Here is a 24,081-nt window from a genome sequence, read left to right on the forward strand (position 1 = left end):
GGATTCGGAGGGGACGATCCATGCGCTTTGCCAGCTATCCCAGTCTCGAAAACGCCAGCGTCATCGTCACCGGCGGGGCCTCGGGCATCGGGGAGATCATGGTCCGGGCCTTCGCCGAACAGGGCGCCCACGTCGGTTTCGTCGATCTCGACCGCGATGCCGGCACGGCGCTGGCCGGCGAGCTGACGGGCGCCGGGCGGCAGGTCCGCTTCGAGGCCTGCGACCTGCGCGACATCGACGATCTGAAACGCGCCTTCGCGGCCCTTGCCGAGGCCAACGGGCCGGCCACGGTGCTGGTCAACAATGCCGCCCGCGACGATCGCCACGGCTGGGAAGACGTGACGCCGGACTATTTCGACGAGCGGATCGCCACCAATCTCCGCCACATGTTCTTCGCCATCCAGGCGGCCGCGCCGGGGATGATCGCGGCCGGCAAGGGCTCGATCATCAACATGGGGTCGAACTCCTGGTGGGAGGCAGCCGGCAACATGCCCGCCTACACCACCGCCAAGTCGGCCGTGCACGGCATGACCCGCTCGTTCGCGCGCGATCTCGGCCCGCACCGGATCCGCGTCAACACCGTGGTGCCGGGCTGGGTCATGACCAAGCGCCAGAAGCAGCTCTGGGCCAACCCGGAGGCGCTTGACAAGCACAAGGCGCGCCAGTGCCTGCCGGACCTGATCGAGCCGGTCTATGTGGCGCGGATGGTGCTGTTCCTGGCCTCCGACGACGCCGCCATGTGCAGCGCCAACAACTACATGGTCGAAGCCGGATCGATCTAATCGGCGTGCCGGTGTCCTCAGCCCCGGCCGCCAGTCCCGCTGCCGGCAAGGCTTCGGGACATGGCGGGGCCGATCGGCCGGGGGACAAACCGGTGGGCCTGATGCCGGCGGGCTCGCTTTCGCGCCGCCGGCAAGGCAGAAGTGATCGTATGCATCACTTATCGCGCAGCCTTCGATGACCCGGCCGAGCGGCGTTCTGGCCGGCATCCTGCTGACGATCCTGTCCGGGCTGCTGCTCGCCACGATGGATACGTTCGGCAAGTATCTCACCGGCGAGCTGCCGGTCCTCGAGATCGTCTGGGCCCGGTATTTCTTCCACACGATCCTGATGACGGCGTGGCTCGCCCGGACGCGTGGCACCAGCTTCCTGCACAGCAAGCGCCCGGGCCTGCAGCTCGCGCGCGGTGCGGCGCTCTTGTGCGCGACGACGCTGATGTATGTGTCCTTCGCCCACGTGCCGCTGGCCGACGCGACGGCGGTGCAGTTCTTCGCACCGGTCCTCGTCACGGTTCTGTCGGTAATTTTTCTCGGCGAGCGCATCGGCGTGCCGCGCATCGCGGCCGTCTTCGCCGGCTTCGTCGGCGTGCTCCTGATCGTGCGGCCGGGCTTTGCCGACACCAGCCCGTATCTCCTGCTGCCGCTTCTGTCGGCGGTGATCCTGTCGGGCTATTTCCTGATGACCCGCGCCCTGTCGGGCCCGGAGGAAAACGCCGCCACTTTGTTCAACACGACGGCGGTCGGCGCGCTGCTCCTGACCATCGCCGTGCCCTTTGTCTGGGAAACGCCGACCTGGCCGGTTTTCGCCATGATGGTGACGATCGGCACGCTGGGGGCGCTCGGCCATTTCTGCATCGTGCAGGGCTTTGCCTACGCCTCGGCCTCGGCGCTCTCGCCGTTCCTCTACGCGCAGGTCTTCTTCGCCAGCATCTACAGCGTGACGCTGCTCGGCGATCCGCTCAGCTGGAACTTCCTGGCCGGCGCGGCGATCCTGATCGCCAGCGGACTGACGATCTGGTGGCGCGAGAACCGCACCCGCCGCTGACCGGCGAGACCCGGCTCAGTTCTCCCAGACGATGCTTTTGCTGATGCGCGGCCGGAAGGTGTATTCCTTGGCCATGGTGGTGCCCGAGAAGAACCCGCCATAATCCATGACCGGCTTGTACGGGTAGCTGACGCTGACCACGACGAGATAGGTCTCGGCGCCGAAGACCAGCTCGGAGGGAACGTCGTAGCGGGCACCCTTGTCGAGCGCCGGGCCGGTATTGGCCTGCGACCAGTCGACCGTGCCCTTGCCCTCGTCGTCGACGCTGACCGTGGTGACGACGATCTTCAACCCGTCGGTGGAGAAGGGGACCATGATCGCCGAGGAGATGTTGTAGATGTTCTCAAGGCCCGTCTCGGTCATCGTGCGGTTGCGGGCGACGAGATTGCCGACCGTCTCCGCCGTCGATTCCACCTTGCGGCTTGCCTCCAGCGCCTTCGATGCTTCGAAGCCGCCGAGATAGATCAGCAGCAGGCCGGGCAGGATGATGGCGAATTCCAGAGCAGCCACGCCGCCGCGATCGCCACAAAAGGCGGCAAGGGCGTTGCGTGCGCGGCGGAGCGGGCCGAAGAATTTGGCGGTCATCGATCCCTCAGGCGCAGTTGGAATTGCTGTTCAGACGATCCCCGAAAGGCTCGTTCATGAAGGCGGCGATGGAGGACATGACGCTGTTGCCGTCGGTTTCGGCGGCCAGCTTGTGCAGGAAGGACGCGGTCCACGGCCATTCGTAATAGGCGCGCAGCACGGTGATCGAATTGGCCGCGCCGGGGTCGAAACAGAACTGGCTGTCGTCCACCTGCTTCAGCTTCATCGGCACGTCGGTGGGGATATCGGCGAAGGCCGGGATGGTGCGCAGGTCGAGTTTCACCTTGTCGCAGCTCAGGAGGAAATCGACCTTGTCGCAGATCTTCTCGCGGAACACCGACGGCTTGATGTCGGACTGCTGGATCTGGCCGGTGAAGACCTGCCGGGCGACGTCGTCGACGGCGGTGTCGAGCAGGATGCCGGCGGCCGAGATGACGAAGGTCTCGACGATGGCGAAGATCAGCATGAAGAGCGGGGCGGCGACCATGGCGAATTCCACCGCGGTCGCGCCGGACGTGTCGCGACCGAAGGTCTTGCGCTGGCTCTTCTTCGGACTGGCGGGTCGAAACGGCACGGTGATCTTGTGTCCCCGGATTGGTTCGCAAGCCGGCATCATCGCCCGCGGGGGTTACTTTTCCCTCAGGAAAGTCGCGCCAAGTGCGCCTATTCGCCCGCACGGTTAGCCAAAGGTGACCGCATGCCGAGCTGCAGGGCCTTGCGGCGGGCGGCCGAACCGGATTAGCCCGGCCGGGGCCCGAAGCACAGAAGGGACGAAAAGCGATGAGCGACGACAGGATCGACACGGCGCTGATGATAGATGCGGTCCGCGCCGGCATGGCGGCGATCCGCGCCCAGACCGGCAGCGGCGTCGACTACAAATCCGACCGGTCGCCCGTGACCGAGGCCGACAAGGCCGCCGAACGGGCCATCGTCGCGGTCATCCAGGGCGGCGGCTGCACCCTGCCGATCGTTGCCGAAGAGGCCTTCTCGGACGGCGAGATCCCGGCCGTCGGCCGGCGCTTCCTGCTGGTCGATCCGCTGGACGGCACCAAGAGCTACATCGCCGGCACGCCCGACTACACCGTCAATGTCGCGGTGATCGAGGACGGGGCCCCGGTCTTCGGCTGCGTCGGCATTCCCGAGACCGGGACGATCTACCATGGCGGGGCAGGGACGCCTGCCATGGTCGAGCGCGACGGGGCCGCGACGCCGCTGGCCTGCCGCAAGGCGGGCGCAGCGCTGGATGTCGTTGCAAGCCGCAACCACCTCGACGATGCGACCCGCGACTATATCGGCCGCCTCGACGTGGCCGAGCGGAAGTCCATCGGATCCTCGCTGAAATTCTGCCTTCTGGCCGAAGCTGAAGCTGATCTCTATCCGCGCTTCGGCCGGACGATGCAGTGGGATACGGCGGCCGGCGACGCGGTGCTGCGCGCAGCCGGCGGCCTGACGATCACCATGGACGGGACACCCCTGGCCTATGGCCGCACCCATGCACCGGGCGAGGACGTCTTCGGCAATCCGCATTTCATCGCGCTCGGCGATCGCGCTTTGCTCGATCGGCCGGGGATCGTGCCGCAGCCGGCCGAGCGTCAGTAGGCCGACTTCGTCCGCAACAAGCTGATCGGCGTCATGGCGAGGATGTAGAGGTCGAGCAGCAGCGACCAGTTCTCGATGTAGTAGAGGTCGTGCTCGAAGCGCTTCTGCAGCTTGTCGGGCTGGTCGATCTCGCCGCGCCAGCCCTTGATCTGCGCCCAGCCGGTGATCCCCGGCTTGACCTTGTGCCGGCCGAAATAGCCGTCGACGATGGCCACGAACGCCTCGTTGCCGCTGGAAATGGCGTGGACGGCATGGGGCCGCGGGCCGACCAGCGACAGGTCGCCGCGCAGCACGTTGAAGAGCTGCGGCAGCTCGTCGAGCGAGGTCTTGCGGATGAAGCGGCCGACGCGGGTGACGCGCTTGTCGCCCTTGGTCACGATCTGCCGGGCCAGCGGATCCGACATCTCGGCATAGAGCGAGCGGAACTTGAACACGTCGACGATGTGATTGTTGAAGCCGTGCCTCTTCTGTCGGAAGATCACCGGACCCCTGGAGTCCAGCTTCACGGCGAGGGCGGTGAGAAGGAAGACCGGCGACAGAAGGACGATGGCCACGCTGGCGAAGACCACGTCGAAGACGCGCTTGGCGATCCAGTCCCAGTCCGCCAGCGGCCGGTCGAAGACGTCGATCAGCGGTACGTCGCCGACGAAGGAATAGGTACGCGGGCGGAACCGCAGCTCGGCCGAATGCGCCGACAGCCGGATGTCAAGCGGCAGCACCCAGAGGCGCTTCAGGAGGGACAGGACGCGCTGCTCGGCCGACAGCGGCAGGGTGACGATGAGCATGTCGATGCGGGTGCGGCGGGCGAATTCCACCAGCTCGCTGATATTGCCGAGCTTGGGATAGCCGGCGACGATGGGTGGCGAACGCCGGTCGTCGCGGTCGTCGAAGATGCCGCAGATGCGGATGTCGCTGTCGGGCTGGCCCTCGAGGCTGCGGATCAGGCTTTCGGCGCCGCGGCCACCGCCGACGATGATGGCGCGCCGCTCCATGCGGCCGTTGCGCAGCCAGCGGCGGATCTTGGCGGCCAGCGCCAGGCGGCCGAGCGACAGGAGCACCAGGCCGCAGACGAACCAGCTGCCCATCCAGAACCGGGAATAGGCCGCGTCGTTGAACAGGAAGAACAGGCCGACAGTGAGGAAGCAGAGCGTCAGGCCCCAGGCGATGGCGATCCGCCAGAGCTGGGCGGCCCGACCCTTCAGGACCGAGATCTCGTAGCCGTCGGCCAGATTGATCGCGAGGACGCCGAGCGCCGCGCCGACCAGCGACAGGACGACGTAGGATTCCCACAGATGCGTGGAAACGCCGACATAGCCGACGAAGAGAGCCAGCCCGAGCAGCGTCAGCAGCACGAACTCGACGCCGCGCCAGATGCCCGACAGCATCCGCGGGGTGATGAAATCGTCCTTGTACTGGGCCGCCGCCCGCGCCGCGAAGGCGTTCAGCTCGACCGGCGCATCGGGCTCGGGGAAGCTGACGACCGTTACGTCGTTCAAAGGCAGGCTGGACTCGATCTTCGCCATGTCTGGTCGACTCCCATTCCGCCGGCAGTTCGGGCCGCGACCGCAAGGTCGGCGGCCGACACGCCCACCTCTGTGGGCCGCGCCTGATCTCTCGGCCGCGCAGAATGGAGGCAAAGGGCTAAGATATGCTTGAGCCCTGCCTGGAAATGCGGCGAGGGGCGGGGACGCAATACCTGATCCCGCTTCTCGCGCTGAAACCGATGCCTCGGTTTCGCATGTGTGACCCGCGAACGGCGACCGCCATTAGCCTCACCGGACCGGTGCGGGATCGCCCCGCAGCGGCGCAGTCGGGTCGTGTCAGAACCAGCGCTCCCGGACATAGACCGTGTCGCCGGGCAGGATCGGATCGGAGACCAGCACCCGGCCGGTCAGGATTCGCTTGCCGACCTGGCGGGTGATGTCGACGGTGCCCTGTTCGGCCCGGGGGCTGAAGCCGCCGGCGACCGCGATCGCCTTCTGGACCGTCATCCCGGGGAAATAAGCGTACTGCCCGCCGGTCGCGACTTCGCCCATGATGAAGAAGGGCCGGTAGGTCTCGACCTGCACGGTGACGTCGGGATCGTTGAGATAGCCGTCGCGCAGGCGATTGGCGATCTCGGCTTCGAGCTGGGTGGTGGTGCGGCCGCGGGCCGGGACCGAGCCGACCAGCGGGAACGAGACGTAGCCGGCCTTGTCCACCGGATAGGCATTGGTGAGCCCGGACTGTTCGAAGACCGTGACACGCAGGACGTCGCCGCTGTCCAGGCGATAGGACTGGTTGAGCGCCGCATGGAACGCCGGCGACACCGGCTTGTAGGACGCGCAGCCGGCGAGGGCGCTGATCACGATCGCGAGGATGAAGGCCAGTCTCGGCTTCATGGTCAAGGTTCCCGTGGCACTTCGGCCCAATTGGCATCGCACCGTCATGACCTGTTGTTAGACGGTTAGGGTTAATCGACCGTAAAATGCCGGGCGCCGGGAGCGGGAATTGGCGAGCGCTGCCGAACTGTCCCTTAACGGCACAGTTACCGGCCAATGGCAGGCTGCAGGCGAAGCTCAGGCACCGGAGTGCGCATGTCGCCCTGTTTCCAGACGATCCTCCTTACGCCGCGCGCCGGCATGCCGGCCGCGATGCGTCCCGGCCGCCGTTGCCCCGGTGCGAGGACCCGGCGATGATGGGCGCCGGCATCCATGCCCTCGGCGCCTCGCTCAGCGATTTCGTCGCCCGTGGCCTTGCCCGCCCGTCGGCGCGGTTCGCGAACCGGACGGTCCCATCACGCACAGCGAGCGCTGCTCTCATGCCGCACGACATCCCTGCCGACGCTCCCGCCGCGCCGCGCCATGGCGACGAGGTGGTCACCAGCCGCGAACTCGTCATGGCCCTGCATCGCAGCGCCATCGGCCGCCTGGTGATGCTGTCGGCCGATGGCGGGGAGGGAGGGCTCGGCGGCGTCGAACTCGGCCGTGCCATCGCGCGCGCCGGCATGTCCTGCATCCTGATCGATCTGACCGGCGAGGAGCGGATCGCCGCGGAGACGGGAATTGCGCCGGGCAGTCCCGGCCTGCACGAATTTGCCGAGAACCTGGCGCCGCTCGGCGAGATCATCCATCGCGACAGCCGCGGCGGCTGCCATGTGGTGCTGGCGACGGGCGCGGCGCCGGAGCCGGATTCGCCCGACGTCACGCTGGTGCTGGCCGCCTGCGCCGAGGCCTATGACTGCACAATCGTCGCGCTCGATGCCCGGCGCATGGACGACCTGCCGTCACTCCTCGACGAGGAAACCGCCATCGTGGTGGCCGGGCAGGCGGCAACGCCGGACGGCTACGCGACGATCGCCGGTGACTTGCGGGCGCTGGGCGTCGACGACCTGATTTTCATGCAGTGCGCGGCCACGCGGCGGGCGGGGCGTCGCGCCCCGGATCAACCGGACTGAGGCGGGGCGTTCAGCCGCGCGTCCCGTCGCCGTCCGCCCGATCCTTGCGCGGCACCCGCTCCATCCAGGAGATGATGAACATCGCCGGCACCACCCAGAGAATTCCGGTGAAGAAGAAATACGCCAGATGCACCCAGCCGCTGGCGGTGGGCAGATAGAGCGTCGCCACCGCCGTCGCGACGACGGCATAGACGATGACGAGAACGATCAGCACGACCGCGCCGATGAGCTTTCTGGTTCTGACCGGCATGATCCGCCTCTCCTGTTCGCGCCTTTGCGCCGAGGGCAGGGTGTCGTCCCGCGCTGCCATCGGCCGGCCGTCGCCGTGCCCGACCTCTAGGCCGGCCGGGCCGCCAATGCCAGCCTCGCCCCTGCGACTTTCCTGCGCTTGATCGCCTGGCGCTTTCGGTGCACATGGCACGCGACATGACGACGATCTCCCATTCCGCCGCCGGCCCTGTGGCCCGATCTCCCCGTCTGCGCGACCGCGCCGCGATCCGCTGGTGGCTCTATGTCACCGCGCTCCTGATCTTCGCGCTGGTCCTCGTCGGCGGTGCCACCCGGCTGACCGAGTCCGGCCTGTCGATCACCGAATGGAAGCCGATCCACGGCATCGTCCCGCCGCTTTCTGCCGCCGAATGGGATGAGGAATTCGAGCTCTACAAGCGCATTCCGCAATATCAGCAGCTCAACCTCGGCATGAGCCTCGACGAGTTCAAGACGATCTTCTGGTGGGAGTGGGCGCATCGCTTCCTGGCCCGCGCGATCGGCTTCGTCTTCGCGATCCCGCTGGCCTTCTTCTGGCTGACCGGCCGCATCGAGCCGTTCCTGAAACCCCGTCTCGTCGGCATTCTCGCCCTTGGCGGCCTGCAGGGCGCGGTTGGCTGGTGGATGGTCGCCTCGGGCCTGACCGAACGCACCGATGTCAGCCAGTACCGGCTCGCAACGCATCTGACGATCGCCTGCGTGATCTTCGCCGCAATCATCTGGGTGGCGCGCGGGCTAGCGTCGAAACGCTTCGACATGCCGCCGTCGCGCGGGTCGGCAGGCGTTGCGGCGCTGATCGCGCTGCTGGCGCTCGTCCAGATCTACATGGGCGGCCTGGTCGCCGGCCTGAATGCCGGCCTGACCTTCAACACCTGGCCGCTGATGGACGGCGTCCTGATCCCCGGCGGCCTGTTCGTCATGGACCCGGCCTGGCGGAATTTCTTCGAGAACGTCATGACGGTGCAGTTCATGCACCGGATCGGCGCCTATGTGCTGTTCGTGGTGGTCGCGATTCACGCGGTCGCGTCCCTGCTGCAGGCGGCGGGCAGCGTTCATACCAAGCGCGCCATCTGGCTCTTCGCCGCCGTCTTCGTGCAGGCGCTGATCGGCATCACGACCCTGCTCCTGGCCGTGCCCATCGACTGGGCGCTGGCCCATCAGGCCGGCGGCGTCATCGTCCTTGGATTGGCCGTCGCCCATGCCCGCGCGCTGAAGGGCGAATATCCCGAGCCGGCGCCTGTCGCCTGAGCCGTTTCGCCGCGCGCCGCCTTCGTCGTTCCGTTAACCCGGGGCTGCGATGATCTCCGCCATCGGGGCAAGGGCCAGGACGCGGGATGAGTGTGATCACGGGTGAGGGAGGACGGCAGGCGGTCTCCAAGGCCGAACTCGTCAGCGCCCTGAGCTACGCGCTGGACCTCACCGAAGGCCAGCCCGACGGCCACGGCCTGCGCTGTTGCTGGATCGGCATGAATGTCGGGCGGGCCATCGGCCTGTCCGAGCCGGAGATGGCCGACCTCTATTACACGCTGCTCCTCAAGGATATCGGCTGCAGCTCCAACGCGGCGCGCATCTGCCAGCTCTTACTGACCGACGACATCGCCTTCAAGCGCGACATCAAGATCGTCAGCGACAGCCTTCCGCACGTTCTGCATTTCGTCCTCAAGCATACCGGCCTGAAGGCCAGCCTCGCCGAGCGCTTCCGCGCCATGGTGGTGGCGCTGGCCAAGGGCGACACGATCTCCCGCGAGCTGATCGAGACGCGCTGCCATCGCGGCGCCGACATCGTCCGCCAGATGCGCTTTCCCGAAACCGTGGCCGCCGGCATTCTCGATCTCGACGAGCACTGGAACGGCAAGGGCCAGCCCCAGGGTCTGAAGGGGGAGGCGATCGCCCTGTTCGGCCGCATCGCGCTGCTCGCCCAGGTGGTCGATGTCTTCCACACGAGCGCCGACGCGGACTTCGCCCTGCGCGAAGTGACGGCGCGCAGCGGCAACTGGTTCGACCCGGCCCTGATCGACGCCTTCAAGACGGTGGCCGTCGACCCGGCCTTCTGGACGACGCTCAGGGCACCCACCCTGGCCGCGACAGTGATCGGCCTTGCCCCCGACAACAATGCCGAGCTCGCCGACGAGGAATTCCTCGACAGCCTCGCCGAGGCCTTCGCGCAGGTCGTCGATTCCAAGAGCCCCTATACGGGCGGCCACAGCGAGCGGGTGGCGCTGTTCACCGACCTGATCGCCGAGAATCTGGGCCTGGGCGACCAGCGCCGCCGTTTCCTGAAGCGCGTCGCGCTGCTCCACGACATCGGCAAGCTCAGCGTCTCCAACCAGATCCTCGACAAGCCGGGCAAGCTGGATTCCGACGAATGGGCGGTGATCAAGGGACATCCCGGCTTCAGCGAGGCGATCCTGTCGCGCATCAGCATCTTCGCCGACCTGGCGCGGATCGCCGGCGCCCATCACGAGCGGCTGGATGGTCGCGGCTATCCGAACGGTCTGGCGGGTGACGAGATCTGCCTCGACACCCGCATCATCACTACGGCCGACATCTTCGATGCGCTGACAGCAGAGCGGCCCTATCGCGCGGCAATGCCGGTGTCGAAGGCGCTGGCGATCATGCGGGCCGATGTGGGAACGGCGATCGACGGGCGCTGCTTCGCAGCCCTGGAAGCGGCGCTCGAGAGCATCGACCGCGCCGCCGCCTGACGCCGCGCGGTCGCTCGCCTCAGCTCAGGGGAACAGCGGCAGCTGGGCGATGCCGGTGGTTTCCTCGAGGCCATAGGCGACGTTGAAGTTCTGGATGGCCTGGCCGGCCGATCCCTTCACCAGATTGTCGAGCGTCGAGATGACGATGGCCCGACCGGGAATGCGGTCGGGCACGACGTTGATCACCACATAGTTCGAGCCGCGGACCATCTGCGTCTGGGGCAGGACGTCTTCGTCCGGAATCGTGATGAACGGGTCGTCCCGATAGGTCTCGATCAGGTGCTGGCGCAGATCCGCGGCGGTCTTGCCGGTGGCCAGCCGCACATAACTGGTGCAGAGTTCGCCGCGGCTCATCGGAATGAGATGCGGGGTGAAGTTGACCCTCAGATCGTCGATACCGGCGGCCTTGCCGATTTCCTGCTCGATCTCGGCCGAATGCCGGTGCTTGCCGACCGCATAGGGCGACAGGCCTTCGCCGGCCTCGCAGAACAGGGTGTTCTCCTTCAGCCCGCGCCCAGCGCCCGACACGCCCGACTTGGCGTCGATGATGATGTCGGTGGCGTCGATCAGCGATGCACTGGTCAGCGGGACCAGCGACAGGAGCGCCGCGGTCGGATAGCAGCCGGGGCAGGCGATCAGCCGCGCGTCGCGGATGGCCTCGCGGTTGAGCTCGGTCAGGCCGTAGACCGCCTCGCCCTGCAGCTCGGTGGCGACGTGGTCGAGCCCGTACCATTCCTTGTAGGCGGCCGGGTCCCGCAGGCGGAAATCGGCCGACATGTCGATGATCTTCGTCTTAGGATAGGTCTCGAAGATTTCCTTGGTGATCGCCTGCGTCGTACCGTGGGGCAGCCCGCAGAACACCGCGTCGACCTCGCTCCAGGGCGCTTCCTCGATGGTCACCAGATCCGGCAGGTCGATATGGGACAGGTGGCGGAAGACCTGCCGCATGGGCTTGCCGGCGTGGCTGTTCGCCGTAAGGACGGCGATTTTCATGTTCGGGTGGCGGGCGGCGAGACGGACGAGATCCGCGCCGGTATAGCCACTGGCTCCGAGCACACCAATCCTGATCTTGTCGGCCATCAGCCATCTCCTCGCATGGGTTTCGGGCCCGCAGCGACCTCGCGCGGCGCCCCTGTCATTGCCGGGGTTTATCGAAATCTGGCGCGACGTCCAGACCGGGGCGTCGCGCCGGGGCCGATGTCAGGCCTGCAGTGCGGCCTTGACGGCGGCCACGATGCGGTCCTGCGTCGCCTCGTCCAGATAGGCGTGCATCGGCAGGCTGATGACGTCGCGGGACAGGGCGTCGGAGACCGGCAGTTCGCCGCCCGTCACCGGGAAATGGCGATAGGCGGTCTGCCGGTGCAGGGGCTTGGGATAATAGATCGCCGTCGGCACGCCGGCCTCGCGCAGGCTGGCCGCGAAGGCGTTGCGGTCGGTGCCCTCGGGCAGGCGGATCGTATATTGCGCCCAGGTCGAGACGGCGTCGCGCAGGAGCTTCTGCGGCGTGACGATCCCGGCCAGCATCTCCGAATAGCGGGCGGCGACGCGGCCGCGCGCGGCGATCTCGTCCGGGAAGATCGCCAGCTTCTCCATTAGGATGGCGGCCTGCAGCGTGTCCATGCGGCCGTTCATGCCGATGCGGATGTTGTCGTACTTGTCCTCGACATTCTGGCCGTGAACGCGCAGCGACGCCATGATCTCGTTGAGTTCGGCATCGTCAGTCTGGACCGCGCCGCCATCGCCGTAGCAGCCGAGCGGCTTGGCCGGGAAGAAGCTCGTCGAGACGACATGCGACCACTTACTGGACAGTTCGCCGTCGATGGTACCGCCATAGCCTTGGGCGGCGTCGGAGATGAGCTTCAGCCCGTGCGCGTCGGCGATGCGGCGCAGAGCCGGGTAGTCCGCCGGCTGGCCGAACAGGTCGACGGCGATGATCGCCCGCGGCGTCAGCCCGTCCTTGCCAGCGACCTCGGCGATCGCCGCCTCCAGATGCGCCGGGTCCATGTTGAAGGTATCGGCGTCGACATCGACGAAATACGGCGTCGCGCCGAGCCAGGCGACGACTTCCGCGGTCGAGGCGAAGGTGAAGCTCGGGCAGAACACCACGTCGCCGGGCTTGATGCCCCAGGCCATCAAGGGCAGCGCCAGCGCGTCGGTGCCCGAGGCGCAGGAGAGGGTGTAGGGCATCTGGCCGAAGGCGCCGAGCGCCGCTTCCAGCTCGCGGATCTCCGGGCCCATGACGAAGGCGCCATGGTCCAGCACGGTCGCGATGCGATGATCCACCTTGTGGCGGATCCGGTCACGCTGGGTGGCGAGGTCGATGAAAGGGATGTTCTGGGTCATGGGGCTCGTCTGGGTCGGGTGAATCGCCGCCGCAAAGGCGCGATGCCGTGGTGATCGAAAAGCCGGCGTCCGGCTACTCAAGATTCGTATCAGTCGCTTACGGAGCGTCGTTTCAACGGGTTAGGCGCGTGTCCTGATTCAGGATGGCAGCGTGTTGAATCACTTTGTCAGCGCGCCGGGCCGCATCATCCCGGCTGCTTCTGCGCCAGCAGGCCGAGCACATACATGGCGACCGTTGCGCCGGCGATCGCCGTCATGTCGCTATGGTCATAAGGCGGCGAGACTTCGACCACGTCCGCGCCGACCAGCCGGAGATCGCCGAGCCGGCGCAGCACCGCCAGCATCTTGGCGCTCGATGGGCCGCCTGCGACCGGCGTGCCGGTGCCCGGCGCGAAGGCGACGTCGAGGCAGTCGATGTCGAAGCTGAGATAGGTCGGCGCGCCGCCGGTGCGCGACAGGATCGCCTCGGCGATCGCCGCGCTGGTCATCTCCTCCACCGCCTCGCCGTCGAGGATCGCCAGGCCGCAATCCTCCGGCGCATGGGTGCGGATGCCGACCTGGATCGAGGTCGTCGGGTCGATCAGGCCCGCATCCACGGCCGCCTTGACGAAGGAGCCGTGATCGACGCGCGGCTGGCCGTCGCCGCCGGTGGCGACGGGCCAGGTGTCCTGATGGGCGTCGAACTGGACCAGCGACAGCTTGCCGTGCCGCGCCACATGCGCCTGCAGGAGCGGGAAGGTGATCGAATGGTCGCCGCCCAGCGTCATCAGGAAGCCAGTCTTGGCGATCAGGGCCGCCGCCTCGGCGCGGATGGTCTCGTGCGCCGTCTCGGGCAGCCGGTAGTCGAGCAGGCAGTCGCCGTAATCGACGACGCTCAGGGGCTCGAAGAGATCCGTGTCGAAGGGGAACTGCGGATCATTGTCGAAGATCGCCGAGGCGCGGCGCAGCGCCTGCGGGCCGAAGCGCGTGCCCGGACGGTTGGAGACCGAGGCGTCGAAGGGAATGCCCCAGACCGTCACGTCGGTGCCGTCGACCGCCTTCGTCTGGCGCCGCCGCATGAAGGAGAGGGCGCCGGCATAGGTCGGGTCGCCCGCCGCGCCGTGGGCGCTGTCGGCGGTGAAGGCATGGTCGATGGACGTGCTGGGCATGGTCACTTCCGCCAGGGAGCGTCGGGAAGGCGGCGGGCCGGAGGTGGCCGGGGCCGGGCGCAGCTCCGATGCGCCAGACCAGCCTGTCGGGCCCACATAAGCAAAAAGCCGCCGGGCGACCACCCGGCGGCTTTGAACTTCGCGGGAGAAAGGGCAGCGGCAGACGCCGCCGCGCCGATCAGCGCTTGGAGAACTGGAAGGACCGGCGGGCCTTCGCCTTGCCGTACTTCTTGCGCTCGACCGTACGCGAGTCGCGCGTCAGGAAGCCGCCCTTCTTGAGAACCGCGCGCAGGCCCGGCTCGTAATAGGTCAGCGCCTTGGAGATGCCGTGGCGAACCGCACCGGCCTGGCCGGACAGACCACCGCCGGCCACCGTGGCGACGACGTCGAACTGGCCGTCACGGGCCGCGGCGACGATCGGCTGACGCAGCACCATCTGCAGGACCGGACGGGCGAAATAGGCCGTGAAGTCGCGGTCGTTGACGGTGATCTTGCCGGTGCCCGGCTTCACCCAGACGCGGGCAACCGCATCCTTGCGCTTGCCGGTGGCATAGGCGCGACCGTACTGGTCGAGCTTCTGCACATGCACCGGGGCTTCCGGCTGTGCGGTGACTTCGGCCGTGCCGAGTTCTTCGAGCGAAGAGAGCTGGGACATTATGCGGCCCTCGAGTTCTTGGAGTTCATGGCCCGGACGTCGAGCGTCTCGGGGGACTGCGCCTCATGCGGGTGCTCGGCACCGGCATAGACGCGGAGGTTCTTGAGCTGGCGACGGCCGAGCGGGCCGCGCGGCAGCATGCGCTCGATGGCCTTCTCGACGACGCGCTCCGGGAAGCGGCCCTCGAGGATGTGGCGCGCCTTGCGCTCCTTGATGCCGCCGGCATAACCGGTGTGCCAGTAGTACGTCTTGTTCTCGTACTTCTTGCCGGTCAGGACGATCTTGTCCGCATTGATGATGATGATGTTGTCGCCATCATCGACATGCGGCGTGAAGGTCGGCTTGTGCTTGCCGCGGAGGCGAAGCGCGACGATGGAAGCGAGGCGGCCGACGACGAGCCCTTCGGCGTCGATCAGGATCCACTTCTTCTCCACCGTCTCGGTCTTCTGCGAGAAGGTTTTCATGTTCTGCCCTTGGGTGTTCGTGAGCATCGTTGCCGACCGCTGTGGCCGTCGATCTTGGGAAGGCGGCGCGAGCCGGCTCTTCGTGGAGCGGGACATACGGGGCCGCACCGCGTCTGTCAACGTCAAAAGGCGCATCGGCACCCTTCGCGAGCCCCTGTCATGCAGGGGATCGCGGCATCAAGGTATCATGATACCGCAACGCCGGGCGCGTCTCATCGGGGCGGGATCGAATAGGTCGCCACCGCATGGGCGACCAGCGCCTCGTCCGCCGCATTGGTCAGGGCGATGTCGACGACCGCCAGCCGCTTGCCGAGCTTCAGGAGCCGGGCTTCGCCGAGGATGCCGCCGGGCTCGGGCTTGCGCAGGAAGTTGATCGACAGATTGGTGGTGACGGCGAGCGCCACCGGCCCGATATGGGCGAGGATCGCGACATAGGCGGCAAGATCGGCTAGCGCGAAGAGGCTGGGTCCGGAAACGGTGCCGCCGGGCCGCAGATGCCGGTCGCTGGCGTCGAGCCGCATGGTCGCCGCGCCCGGACTGACATCGGTGATCGAATAGCCACCCTCGCGTCCGCCGATCTGCGGAAAATCGCTGTCGAGAAAGGCTTCGAGTTCGGCTTTCGTCATGATCGGCTGCATGCGCGTTCCTCCCGCTCCTGTCCGGGCCGGGCAGATGCCGCCTCCCGACCTGCACCGTCCTAGCTTCGGGGCCCTGCAATGGCCAGTCGGACTGAGGATATCGGCGGGGAGCATCTGCCGGAGCGCGGCGACGATCTTGCGGAAGGCGGGGCGATTCTGTTGAAGGTGGCGGTAACGCCTTCCTTCAGTCGACCGGAACCGATCCATGGCAGACATCTTCGAAATCGCCGATGCGGGCCAGCATCCCGTCGAAATCCAGCGTGCGACGGGCCTGACCCGGATCGTCCTGTCCAGCCCGCCGGCGAACGCCCTGTCGATGGCGATGATGGACGCGATCCTCGCCGCGCTCGCCGATGCGGCGGCCGATACCGACAACCGCGTGGTGGTCATCGCGGGGGCGGGCAAGATCTTCTCGGCCGGCCATGACCTGAAGGAACTGACCGCTCATCGCGCCGACGCCGATCGCGGCCGCGCCTTCTTCGAGGCGACGATGCGCAAATGCTCCGAGGTGATGCAGGCGATCGTGCGCCACCCCGTGCCGGTGATCGCCGAGGTCAACGGGCTGGCGACGGCCGCCGGCTGCCAGCTCGTCGCCTCCTGCGATCTCGCCATCGCCTCCGAGGAAGCGCAGTTCTGCACGCCGGGCGTCAATATCGGCCTGTTCTGCTCGACGCCGATGGTGGCGTTGTCGCGCAATCTCAGCCGCAAGCACGCCATGGAGATGCTGCTGACGGGCGAGACCATCGATGCCCGTTCGGCCCGCGAGTTCGGCCTGGTCAACCGGGTCGTGCCGCCGGAATATCTCGGCACCATCGTCGGCAAATACGCCACGACCATCGCCTCCAAGTCGGCGATGACGGTGAAGACCGGCAAGGAGGCGTTCTACCGGCAGGCCGAGATGGGGCTCTCGGACGCCTATGAATATGCCGCCTCGGTGATGACCGAGAACATGCTGGCGAAGGACGCGGAAGAGGGCATCGGCGCCTTCCTGGAGAAGCGCAAGCCGGAATGGACGCACGAATGAGCCCGGCGGAGAGCGCCCCGGGTGCCGCTGCGCCGGCGCCGCTGGTCTATGACGATGCCGCCATGCGTGGCCTGCTCGACCGGGTGCAGACCATCGCCCTCGTCGGCGCCAGCGCCAAGCCGGTGCGCCCGTCCTATTTCGTCCTGAAATACCTCTTGGCCAAGGGCTACCGCGTCATTCCGGTCAATCCGGGCCTCGCCGGTCAGGACCTTCTCGGCCAGCGCTGCCATGCCGACCTCGCCAGCATTCCTGAGCCGGTCGACATGGTCGACATCTTCCGCTCCGCCGATGCCGTGCCGGGGATCGTCGAAGAGGCGCTGGCGATGGATCCGCGGCCCTCAATCATCTGGATGCAGCTCGGCATCCGCAACGATGCCGCCGCGCGAATGGCCGAGGCTGCCGGCCTGACCGTCGTCATGGATCGCTGCCCGAAGATCGAATATGCGCGCCTGTCGGGCGAGATCGGCTGGAACGGCGTCAATTCCCGCGTCCTGTCGTCGAAGAAGCCGGCCATGGGCAAGGGCTTCCAGAGCTACGGGCTGAACCGGACGAAATAGGCGAGGGGCGCCCGGCCCTGCGATCTGGGCGCCGGCCCGATCATCGCGCCGCAAAGCCGGCATGATAGGCGACGCGGCCCGCCGGGATCTCGGGACCGAAGGCAAGGCGCATGAAATACGGCGCCGGCGCATCCGGGTAGCGAAGCTGCGGATCGGCCGCAAAACCGAAGCGGCGATAATAGCCGGGATCGCCAAGCACCACGCAGCCCCTGGCGGCTTGGTTGCGCAGGCGGTCGAGACCTGCCCGCACGAGCGCGCCGCCGATCCCCTGCCGCTGGCGATCGGGCGAAACCGCCACCGGTCCGAGCCCGAACCAGCCGACATCGCGGCCCTCGATCGTCACCGGCGAGAAGGCGACATGGCCGGTGATCTTCCCGTCCGCGACCGCGACGAGCGACAATGTCAGCGCGTCATCGGCGCGCAGCGCATCGACGATGGCACCCTCGGTGCCGTCGCTGTGCGGCGCATCGGCAAAGGCTGCGGTGACGACCTGCCGGATCTCGGCGGCGTCGTCCGGTCGTTCCGGGCGGATGTCGTAGGTCATCGGGGGAGTATAGCGGCGGCGAAGCGGGGCACCACACGATGTGATGCCCCGATGGCCTTATCCGGTGGGCGTCGCCGCGTTGACGAAGTCTGGCACGTCGGCGAGCGGGAAGTCGCGGACCTGGTCCTTGCCCATCCGGCGCTGGCGATTGCGCGGCTCCAGCGCCTGCGGCTGACCCGTCTCCAGCGCCCGCTCGATTGCCTCGATGACGATCATGTCGAGAACGCCTTCCTCGCCGTTCGGCTCGGGCTCGCGGTCTTCCAAGATGCAGTCGGAGAAATAGGCCGTCTCGCCGGCGAACTGGTCGACCACCGGATGGGTCCGCTCCTCGGTCTTGCCACCCCGCGTCAGCCGGAAGTCGATGGAGACGCCCTCGCCGAAGCCGAAGGCCGGGTTGGCCTCGATGATCCCCTCGCTGCCGACCACATGCAGCCGGTCGACGCTGTCGCCGGAATAGCTGACGGTGAAGCTCGCCGCGCGGCCCTCGGTGAAGGAGAGGATGACGCTGACCGTGTCGGCGCAGCCGAGGCCGCGCTCGGGCACCTTCGATGCGACGGCCGTCACCGAGATCGGCTCGGCCTCGAAGAAATTGCGCACGGCGTTGATCGGATAGGCGCCCATGTCGGGGATCGGCCCGGCCCAGAAGCCGTTCTGCGCCCGGTGGTTCGCAGCATCGACATTCTGCGCGAAGGTCGCGGTGAAGAAGCGCGGCGTGCCGATCTCGCCGGCGCGGATCGCCGCCAGGATCGCCTGGGTGCCGGGCTCGGAATGCAGGCGATAGGCCAGCATCAGCCGGGCGCCGGAGGCGCGGGCTGCGGCTTCGATCGCCTCGGCGTCGGAAAGGCTGCCGGCCATCGGTTTTTCTAGGAGCACGTGAATGCCGGCCTTCAGCGCCGGCTCGGCGAACTCCCGGTGGCGGAAGTTCGGCGTCGCCACATAGACCGCGTCGATGTCGCCGCTGGCCAGGAGCGCGTCGTATTCGTCATAGCCATAGGGCTTGATGTCGTAGCGCTCGCCGAGCGCGCCAGCCTTCTCAGGGTCGCCGGTGACGATCGCCGTCATGACCGAGTTCGATGTCTGGCCGACGCCCGGCATGAAGGCGCCCTGGGAGATCCAGCCGCCGCCGACGACGGCGTAGCGGATCTGTCCGTTGGAATTCGGCATGCGTGATGTCCCCTGGTGGTTCGTTCGATCCTCGCAGAATGGCTGGCATGCGCGGCGGTTGCATCCCCGGTCCTGCGACATTTGGAAAATCCGTGTCGGCAACTCGCCGCCCCGGGCGCGGCATGCTAGAGCGTGCCGAGCACCGGAGGGCCCGCAAGGGCTGTCCGGAACGCCATCATGGAAGGGGAGAGAGACAGATGAGCGGACCGAATTTCGAGACCCTGGCGATCCACGCCGGCGCGCAGCCGGACCCGGCGACGGGCGCCCGGGCGACGCCGATCTACCAGACCACGTCCTTCGTCTTCGAGGATGTCGACCACGCCGCTTCGCTGTTCGGCCTCCAGCAGTTCGGCAACATCTACACCCGCATCATGAACCCGACCCAGGCGGTGCTGGAAGAGCGCGTCGCCGCGCTCGAGGGCGGCACCGCGGCGCTGGCCGTGGCCTCGGGCCATGCCGCGCAGCTCATCATCTTCCAGGCGATGATGCAGCCGGGCGACGAGTTCGTCGCCTCGCGCAAGCTCTATGGCGGTTCGATCAACCAGTTCGGCCACGCCTTCAAGTCGTTCGGCTGGACCGTCAACTGGGCCGACCCGGACGACCTCGCCAGCTTCGAGGCGGCGGTCACCCCCAAGACCAAGGCGATCTTCATCGAGTCGATCGCCAATCCCGGCGGCATCGTCGTGGACATCGCCGGCATCTCGGCGATCGCCCAGAAGCACGGCATCCCGCTGATCGTCGACAACACCATGGCGACGCCGTATCTGTGCCGGCCGATCGAGTACGGGGCCGACATCGTCGTGCATTCGCTGACCAAGTTCATGGGCGGCCACGGCAATTCCATGGGCGGCGCGATCGTCGATGCCGGCACCTTCGACTGGTCGGCGAACGATCGCTACCCGATGCTGTCGCAGCCGCGGCCCGAATATAACGGCGTCGTGCTGCACGAGACCTTCGGCAATTTCGCCTTCGCCATCGCCTGTCGTGTCCTCGGCCTGCGCGATCTCGGACCGGCGATCTCGCCCTTCAACGCCTTCATGCTGCTGACCGGCATCGAGACGCTGCCGCTGCGCATGCAGCGCCACTGCGACAACGCCAAGGCCGTCGCAGCGCATCTGCAGGGCCACGAGAAGGTCAGCTGGGTGTCCTATTCGGGGCTGCCGGACCATCCGAACCACGCGATGATGCAGAAATATTCGCCCAAGGGCGCCGGCGCCGTCTTCACCTTCGGCCTGAAGGGCGGCTTCGAGGCCGGCGTCACCTTCGTGGAAGCGCTGGAGCTGTTTTCGCATCTCGCCAATATCGGCGACACCCGCTCGCTGGTGATCCACCCGGCATCGACCACCCACAAGCAGCTCGCCGACGAGCAGCGGATTGCCGCGGGCGCCGGGCCGGACGTGGTGCGCCTGTCGATCGGCATCGAGAATGTCGACGACATCATCGCCGATCTCGACCAGGCGCTCGCCAAGGTCTGATCGCCGCACTCGAACCATCCGGAAAGGGCCGGTCGCTGCGTGCGGCCGGCCCTTTTCTCTGCCGTGGCGGGAACGCCTCGCGCGCGCCGCGCTTTCTGGCCGTCGCTGATCGACGAAGGAGACCGACATGACCGAACATTTCGTCCGGTTCGACAAGGCGCTGGTGCCCGTCGAGACCGGCGCGCCCGACAAGGACAAGATCCGCAGCGGCCGCCCGAGCAACAAGACCTGGAACATGGAGGAGACCGGCGACGGTCTCTACGCCGGCATCTGGGAATCCTCCGCCGGCGAATGGGACATCGACTATGACGAGTGGGAGTTCTTCCACATACTGGAAGGTGTCTCCGTCCTGACCGAGGACGGGTGCGAGCCGGTCAAGCTCGTCGCCGGCGACAGCTTCGTCATCCGCCCCGGCTTCAAGGGGCGCTGGAAGGTCGTGGAGCCGACCAAGAAGCACTACGTCATCAAGGTCTGAGCGGTTTCCGGCAGGCCGATCGGCCGGCGGGGTAGGGGCGCGCACCGTCGCCCGCGTTGAATCGATCCGTGAAGACCGCCGGCCAGCCCTTTGGCCGGACTCGCGAATGTCCGTGGATCGCGGCCGCCCCGCATGGCGTCTGCCGCAAACGCAAACTGGCCGGACGATGCGCCCGGCCAGTTCTCATGTCGATGGTATGCGTGCGGCCGGCCTGCCTCAGCAGGAGTTGCGCAGATGCACCTGTTGCCAGCCGGAGCGGCCTTCCCGCACCTTCACCCGGCGATGGCGGGTGTCGTATTCGGCCGGAATGGTCCGTGCGACCGAACGCGCCGGTTCCAGCACCACCGTCTCGCGGACCGTCTCGTAGCGCGCGGGAATGACATGCTCGCGGGTGCGGGCCGGCTCGACCTCCACCCGGACATGCTCGACGCCGTATTCGGCCGGGATCGTCTCGGTCCAGCTGTCGCCGGGATCCACGACGACATTGCGATACCGGGTGGCATAGCGCGCCGGCACGGCGACGCGGCAATAGACCCGGTGGCCGTTGATCACCCGCCATTCCCAGCGCTCGGTCGCCGGATGCACCATCACCGTTTCGGCGACCTTGCGATAGACGGGCGGGGAAGAGCGGTGGACGGTCCGGGCCGGATGGATGAGCACCTTGCGGGCGACGGTCTCGTAGCGGGCAGGCACGACGCTGCGCACAACGCGCTCCGGCTCGACGAGGACGTGGCGCTTCTCGGTGCCATAGACCGGCGGCACCGTCTCGTAGACGGTCTCGGCGGGCCGCACCATCACGGTTTCCGCGACCGATGCGTATTCCGCCGGCTCATGCACCGGTTGGTAGCAGGAGATGGCCCGGCTTCCGCCCGCCATGGATGGCGAGACGGCGAACAGCAGGCTGCTCCCCGCGGTCAGCAAAGCAACAAGTCGCTTCATACTCATACACTCCAGCGATTGTTCAGATGAGAACAGTCAAGACGAGCGCAGAAGAAATTGCAACATGTTCAGTGGCGGCCTGAGCGGAAAGCCGATCCCTAGTTAATGTGTCGAATTGTACGGATTTCCTGCGGGACAGCAGAAAGCCCGCGCGCGGCGGGCTTTCCGGTCTTGTTCGGGATCGGCACGACGGCCGGGTTTCCGTAGGGTTCCGGTCACTGCTGCGATGACTGTTAGCGCATGATCTCGATGAGGATCTCATTGCGCTTCATGAAGCCCGGCGTCCAGGGCGGGTTGTAGAAGGCGTATTCCGGATCGCCCTTCTGGGTCAGGTTGTTGTCTGCCAGATAATTGTAGAGCTTCATCAGCTGCTTGCTGGCCAGCGTGGCGTTGAAATTGCCGGAGAAGGAGATCGACACCATGCGGCGCGCCGGCACTTCTTTCAGCGCGACGCCGGTATTGGTCGGTTCCGGCAGGCTGGCCCGCGTGTACTTCTTCGGCATGATGAAGCGGACTGCCCAGCCCTTGGTGTGGCCGTCGCCCTCGGCGAGCTGCTGCAGCACCGGGCTGGTCATGGCGATCTTCTTGCCCGACCGGCTCTTCGCCGCGATGTAGTCGTACAGCGTCTCGAAGCCGCTGCGGCGCGCCTTCTCGTGGTAGCCGCTCTTGACCGTCTCGGCGACGACCATGCCGTCATAGTCGCGGATCTGGATCTCGCCATCGTCACGCACGACGTCGTAATCGGGCTCCTCGGTGTGCTCCTGCACCTTCTTGGTGACGAAATACGCCGCACCGACGACGGCGATCGCGCCGCCGACGACGAGGAGGCCGGTCAGTTCTGGCCGGGCGCGCAGGCTGTCGAGAACCCGCTCCGGCTCGCTGCGGCGGATGGAGCGCGGCAGGCGGACGCTGGAGAGATAGTTGCGCGCGTCGTCGAAATAGCCGCGGGCGTCATGGGCGCCGTGCTCGGCGCTGTCGCGCAGCGAGCGCGCATGGCGACGGGCTTCGTCCGTGCTCGGCAGGCTCCAGCCCGTGGCGAAATCCGGCAAGTAGCGGGCAAGGCCCGTCGGCTCGGAATGGAACGGGTTGGCACGATCGAACGAACGGCGAAGGCGCTCGGTGCGCGTCGGGCGCGGGCGGACCGTCTCGACCGCACGCTCCTCGATCTCCGCGAGACGCTCGCCGATGTCGCTGAGTGCGTCGGACAGGCGATCGTAGGCGGTAGGCTTGTCGCGAAACATGAATGTGACTCCTGAGGTCGAAATTTGACTGCGCCGTCTTGCCACTGGGCGGGCGACTGCCCGCCTGCGGTCGTAAGATCGCGCCCCGCTCCCCTAACGCCACCGTGCTGCATTGGTTGCGGGTGCGAACAGTTCCGCCCTCGCTTTGGCCGGAAACCGCATGATTCACGGAATCGACGGCCCGGATGCAACCATCCGGTATCGGCCACGTTTGAACGGCATCAGGTTTTCATGGCCTGATACTCCAGCCAAATTTCGGGCGGCCTCAGTGCCGCCCATTTTTTTGCCTGCTCGCCGGATCTTGTCGGGGAGGGGCGGCCTGCGCCTCATCCGCCGCGGCGATCACCTGTCTCGCCCTTCCAGTTCCAGTGGTTCGAACTAGCTTGGATCACGGGCACTGCAATGACGCGCGGCCGTGCCGTGCGTGCGGAGGAGACGACATATGCGCAAACTGACCTTGGGAGTGGCCGCGGCGACGATGATGCTGGCGGCGCCGGCCTACGCGCTCGATATCGGCCGGACGGTCGAGGTCGACGCCAAGCCGGCCGCGGTCTGGGCTGCGATCGGTGATTTCTGCGGGATCGGCGCGTGGCATCCGGCGGTGGCCAAATGCGAGGAGGCCGAGGCCGACGGCAAGACCCGCCGCACGCTGACGCTCGGCGACGGCGCCATGATCGTCGAGGAACTCGTGGCCTGGGACGAAGATGCCATGAGCTACACCTACACCGCCGTGGAGGGCCCGCTGCCGGTCGACAATTACGAATCGACCATCACGGTGACGGAAGCGGGCGAGGGCTCGCAGATCAGCTGGACCGGCAGCTTCGATGCCAAGGGCGCGACCGATGCCGAGGCGGAAGAGGTCATGCTCGGCATCTACGACGCCGGGCTGAAGGGCATCACCGAAAAGGCCGGAATGTAGCAATCGGCGGGGACCACCCGGTCGGTTCCCTTCGCGGCGGTGATCGCCGCGCGGCACGGGGCGCTCGCTCGCACCGTGC

General features: G+C 67.1%; 26 protein-coding genes. 11 read left to right on the forward strand and 15 right to left on the reverse strand.

The window, feature by feature from the left end; translation table 11 throughout:
- Positions 1-20: 20 nt before the first annotated feature.
- Positions 21-782, forward strand: coding sequence for an SDR family oxidoreductase (locus H9Q09_RS08265; protein WP_187390627.1), 762 nt, complete (start codon positions 21-23; stop codon positions 780-782).
- A gap of 175 nt (positions 783-957) precedes the next feature.
- The gene (locus H9Q09_RS08270) at positions 958-1,824 is read left to right on the forward strand and encodes a DMT family transporter (RefSeq protein ID WP_187390628.1); all 867 of its coding nucleotides are present in this window, start codon (positions 958-960) and stop codon (positions 1,822-1,824) included.
- Between the two features lie 15 nt (positions 1,825-1,839).
- On the opposite strand, the gene H9Q09_RS08275 is transcribed toward H9Q09_RS08270, so the two are convergent.
- On the reverse strand, positions 1,840-2,409 hold the full coding sequence (locus H9Q09_RS08275) for a TadE/TadG family type IV pilus assembly protein (RefSeq protein WP_024351319.1): 570 nt from the start codon (positions 2,407-2,409) through the stop codon (positions 1,840-1,842).
- Between the two features lie 7 nt (positions 2,410-2,416).
- On the reverse strand, positions 2,417-2,983 hold the full coding sequence (locus H9Q09_RS08280) for a TadE/TadG family type IV pilus assembly protein (RefSeq protein ID WP_187390629.1): 567 nt from the start codon (positions 2,981-2,983) through the stop codon (positions 2,417-2,419).
- Between the two features lie 206 nt (positions 2,984-3,189).
- Between H9Q09_RS08280 and H9Q09_RS08285 the strand changes: the two genes are divergently transcribed.
- Entirely contained in the window at positions 3,190-4,008 is an 819-nt protein-coding gene (locus tag H9Q09_RS08285) for an inositol monophosphatase family protein (RefSeq protein WP_187390630.1), read from the forward strand.
- Here H9Q09_RS08285 and H9Q09_RS08290 read toward each other — a convergent pair.
- Together H9Q09_RS08290 and H9Q09_RS08295 are read right to left on the reverse strand one after the other, a co-directional pair.
- Positions 4,002-5,531: an undecaprenyl-phosphate glucose phosphotransferase gene (locus tag H9Q09_RS08290; protein WP_187390631.1), complete on the reverse strand. Its 1,530-nt coding sequence runs from the start codon at positions 5,529-5,531 to the stop codon at positions 4,002-4,004. The genes H9Q09_RS08285 and H9Q09_RS08290 overlap by 7 nt on opposite strands.
- A 297-nt stretch (positions 5,532-5,828) precedes the next feature.
- Positions 5,829-6,389 (reverse strand): polysaccharide biosynthesis/export family protein, encoded by a 561-nt coding sequence (locus H9Q09_RS08295; RefSeq protein ID WP_024351315.1) that lies wholly within the window; start codon positions 6,387-6,389, stop codon positions 5,829-5,831.
- 86 nt (positions 6,390-6,475) lie between these two features.
- Between H9Q09_RS08295 and H9Q09_RS08300 the strand changes: the two genes are divergently transcribed.
- On the forward strand, positions 6,476-7,444 hold the full coding sequence (locus tag H9Q09_RS08300) for a hypothetical protein (RefSeq protein ID WP_187390632.1): 969 nt from the start codon (positions 6,476-6,478) through the stop codon (positions 7,442-7,444).
- Between the two features lie 10 nt (positions 7,445-7,454).
- On the opposite strand, the gene H9Q09_RS08305 is transcribed toward H9Q09_RS08300, so the two are convergent.
- Positions 7,455-7,694 (reverse strand): DUF2842 domain-containing protein, encoded by a 240-nt coding sequence (locus H9Q09_RS08305; protein WP_024351313.1) that lies wholly within the window; start codon positions 7,692-7,694, stop codon positions 7,455-7,457.
- Positions 7,695-7,870: 176 nt separating this feature from the next.
- On the opposite strand from H9Q09_RS08305, the gene H9Q09_RS08310 reads away from it, so the two are divergent.
- The gene (locus H9Q09_RS08310) at positions 7,871-8,959 is read left to right on the forward strand and encodes a COX15/CtaA family protein (protein WP_187390633.1); all 1,089 of its coding nucleotides are present in this window, start codon (positions 7,871-7,873) and stop codon (positions 8,957-8,959) included.
- Positions 8,960-9,045: 86 nt separating this feature from the next.
- The gene (locus H9Q09_RS08315; RefSeq protein WP_187390634.1) at positions 9,046-10,416 is read left to right on the forward strand and encodes an HD domain-containing protein; all 1,371 of its coding nucleotides are present in this window, start codon (positions 9,046-9,048) and stop codon (positions 10,414-10,416) included.
- A 24-nt stretch (positions 10,417-10,440) separates the two neighbouring features.
- On the opposite strand, the gene argC is transcribed toward H9Q09_RS08315, so the two are convergent.
- The 6 genes from argC to H9Q09_RS08345 form a co-directional block, all read right to left on the reverse strand.
- A complete protein-coding gene (argC, locus tag H9Q09_RS08320) occupies positions 10,441-11,496 on the reverse strand; it encodes an N-acetyl-gamma-glutamyl-phosphate reductase (protein ID WP_187390635.1) in 1,056 nt (351 codons plus the stop codon).
- A 120-nt stretch (positions 11,497-11,616) separates the two neighbouring features.
- The gene (locus H9Q09_RS08325) at positions 11,617-12,759 is read right to left on the reverse strand and encodes a DegT/DnrJ/EryC1/StrS aminotransferase family protein (RefSeq protein ID WP_187390636.1); all 1,143 of its coding nucleotides are present in this window, start codon (positions 12,757-12,759) and stop codon (positions 11,617-11,619) included.
- A 185-nt stretch (positions 12,760-12,944) separates the two neighbouring features.
- Complete coding sequence (gene speB / locus H9Q09_RS08330) at positions 12,945-13,907, reverse strand: agmatinase (RefSeq protein WP_024351308.1); 963 nt, start codon at positions 13,905-13,907, stop codon at positions 12,945-12,947.
- Positions 13,908-14,085: 178 nt separating this feature from the next.
- Positions 14,086-14,562 carry a 30S ribosomal protein S9 gene (rpsI, locus tag H9Q09_RS08335; protein ID WP_024351307.1) on the reverse strand — a complete coding sequence of 159 codons (477 nt, stop codon included), beginning with the start codon at positions 14,560-14,562 and terminating at the stop codon, positions 14,086-14,088.
- Complete coding sequence (gene rplM / locus H9Q09_RS08340) at positions 14,562-15,026, reverse strand: 50S ribosomal protein L13 (RefSeq protein WP_024351306.1); 465 nt, start codon at positions 15,024-15,026, stop codon at positions 14,562-14,564. The genes rpsI and rplM overlap by 1 nt, the downstream gene beginning before the upstream one ends.
- A 212-nt stretch (positions 15,027-15,238) precedes the next feature.
- On the reverse strand, positions 15,239-15,664 hold the full coding sequence (locus H9Q09_RS08345) for a PaaI family thioesterase (protein ID WP_024351305.1): 426 nt from the start codon (positions 15,662-15,664) through the stop codon (positions 15,239-15,241).
- Between the two features lie 205 nt (positions 15,665-15,869).
- On the opposite strand from H9Q09_RS08345, the gene H9Q09_RS08350 reads away from it, so the two are divergent.
- A complete protein-coding gene (locus H9Q09_RS08350; RefSeq protein WP_187390637.1) occupies positions 15,870-16,688 on the forward strand; it encodes an enoyl-CoA hydratase in 819 nt (272 codons plus the stop codon).
- A complete protein-coding gene (locus H9Q09_RS08355) occupies positions 16,685-17,245 on the forward strand; it encodes a CoA-binding protein (protein ID WP_246716056.1) in 561 nt (186 codons plus the stop codon). The genes H9Q09_RS08350 and H9Q09_RS08355 overlap by 4 nt, the downstream gene beginning before the upstream one ends.
- Positions 17,246-17,285: 40 nt before the next feature.
- Here H9Q09_RS08355 and H9Q09_RS08360 read toward each other — a convergent pair whose 3' ends face one another.
- Together H9Q09_RS08360 and H9Q09_RS08365 are read right to left on the reverse strand one after the other, a co-directional pair.
- Complete coding sequence (locus H9Q09_RS08360; protein WP_187390638.1) at positions 17,286-17,789, reverse strand: N-acetyltransferase; 504 nt, start codon at positions 17,787-17,789, stop codon at positions 17,286-17,288.
- A 57-nt stretch (positions 17,790-17,846) separates the two neighbouring features.
- A complete protein-coding gene (locus H9Q09_RS08365; protein WP_187390639.1) occupies positions 17,847-18,953 on the reverse strand; it encodes a Gfo/Idh/MocA family oxidoreductase in 1,107 nt (368 codons plus the stop codon).
- Between the two features lie 197 nt (positions 18,954-19,150).
- Between H9Q09_RS08365 and H9Q09_RS08370 the strand changes: the two genes are divergently transcribed.
- A complete protein-coding gene (locus H9Q09_RS08370) occupies positions 19,151-20,428 on the forward strand; it encodes an O-acetylhomoserine aminocarboxypropyltransferase (RefSeq protein ID WP_187390640.1) in 1,278 nt (425 codons plus the stop codon).
- A 127-nt stretch (positions 20,429-20,555) separates the two neighbouring features.
- Positions 20,556-20,903 carry a cupin domain-containing protein gene (locus H9Q09_RS08375; RefSeq protein WP_009210007.1) on the forward strand — a complete coding sequence of 116 codons (348 nt, stop codon included), beginning with the start codon at positions 20,556-20,558 and terminating at the stop codon, positions 20,901-20,903.
- A gap of 216 nt (positions 20,904-21,119) precedes the next feature.
- Here the strand turns inward: H9Q09_RS08375 and H9Q09_RS08380 are convergent, their stop codons facing one another.
- Both H9Q09_RS08380 and H9Q09_RS08385 read right to left on the reverse strand, forming a co-directional pair.
- Positions 21,120-21,842 (reverse strand): hypothetical protein, encoded by a 723-nt coding sequence (locus H9Q09_RS08380; RefSeq protein WP_246716057.1) that lies wholly within the window; start codon positions 21,840-21,842, stop codon positions 21,120-21,122.
- 233 nt (positions 21,843-22,075) lie between these two features.
- Positions 22,076-23,083, reverse strand: coding sequence for a heme-binding protein (locus H9Q09_RS08385; protein WP_210315264.1), 1,008 nt, complete (start codon positions 23,081-23,083; stop codon positions 22,076-22,078).
- Between the two features lie 442 nt (positions 23,084-23,525).
- Between H9Q09_RS08385 and H9Q09_RS08390 the strand changes: the two genes are divergently transcribed.
- A complete protein-coding gene (locus H9Q09_RS08390; RefSeq protein ID WP_187390643.1) occupies positions 23,526-24,002 on the forward strand; it encodes an SRPBCC family protein in 477 nt (158 codons plus the stop codon).
- Positions 24,003-24,081: the final 79 nt, after the last annotated feature.

Source organism: Aurantimonas sp. DM33-3, assembly GCF_014334315.1.
GTDB classification, from domain to species: domain Bacteria; phylum Pseudomonadota; class Alphaproteobacteria; order Rhizobiales; family Rhizobiaceae; genus Aurantimonas; species Aurantimonas coralicida.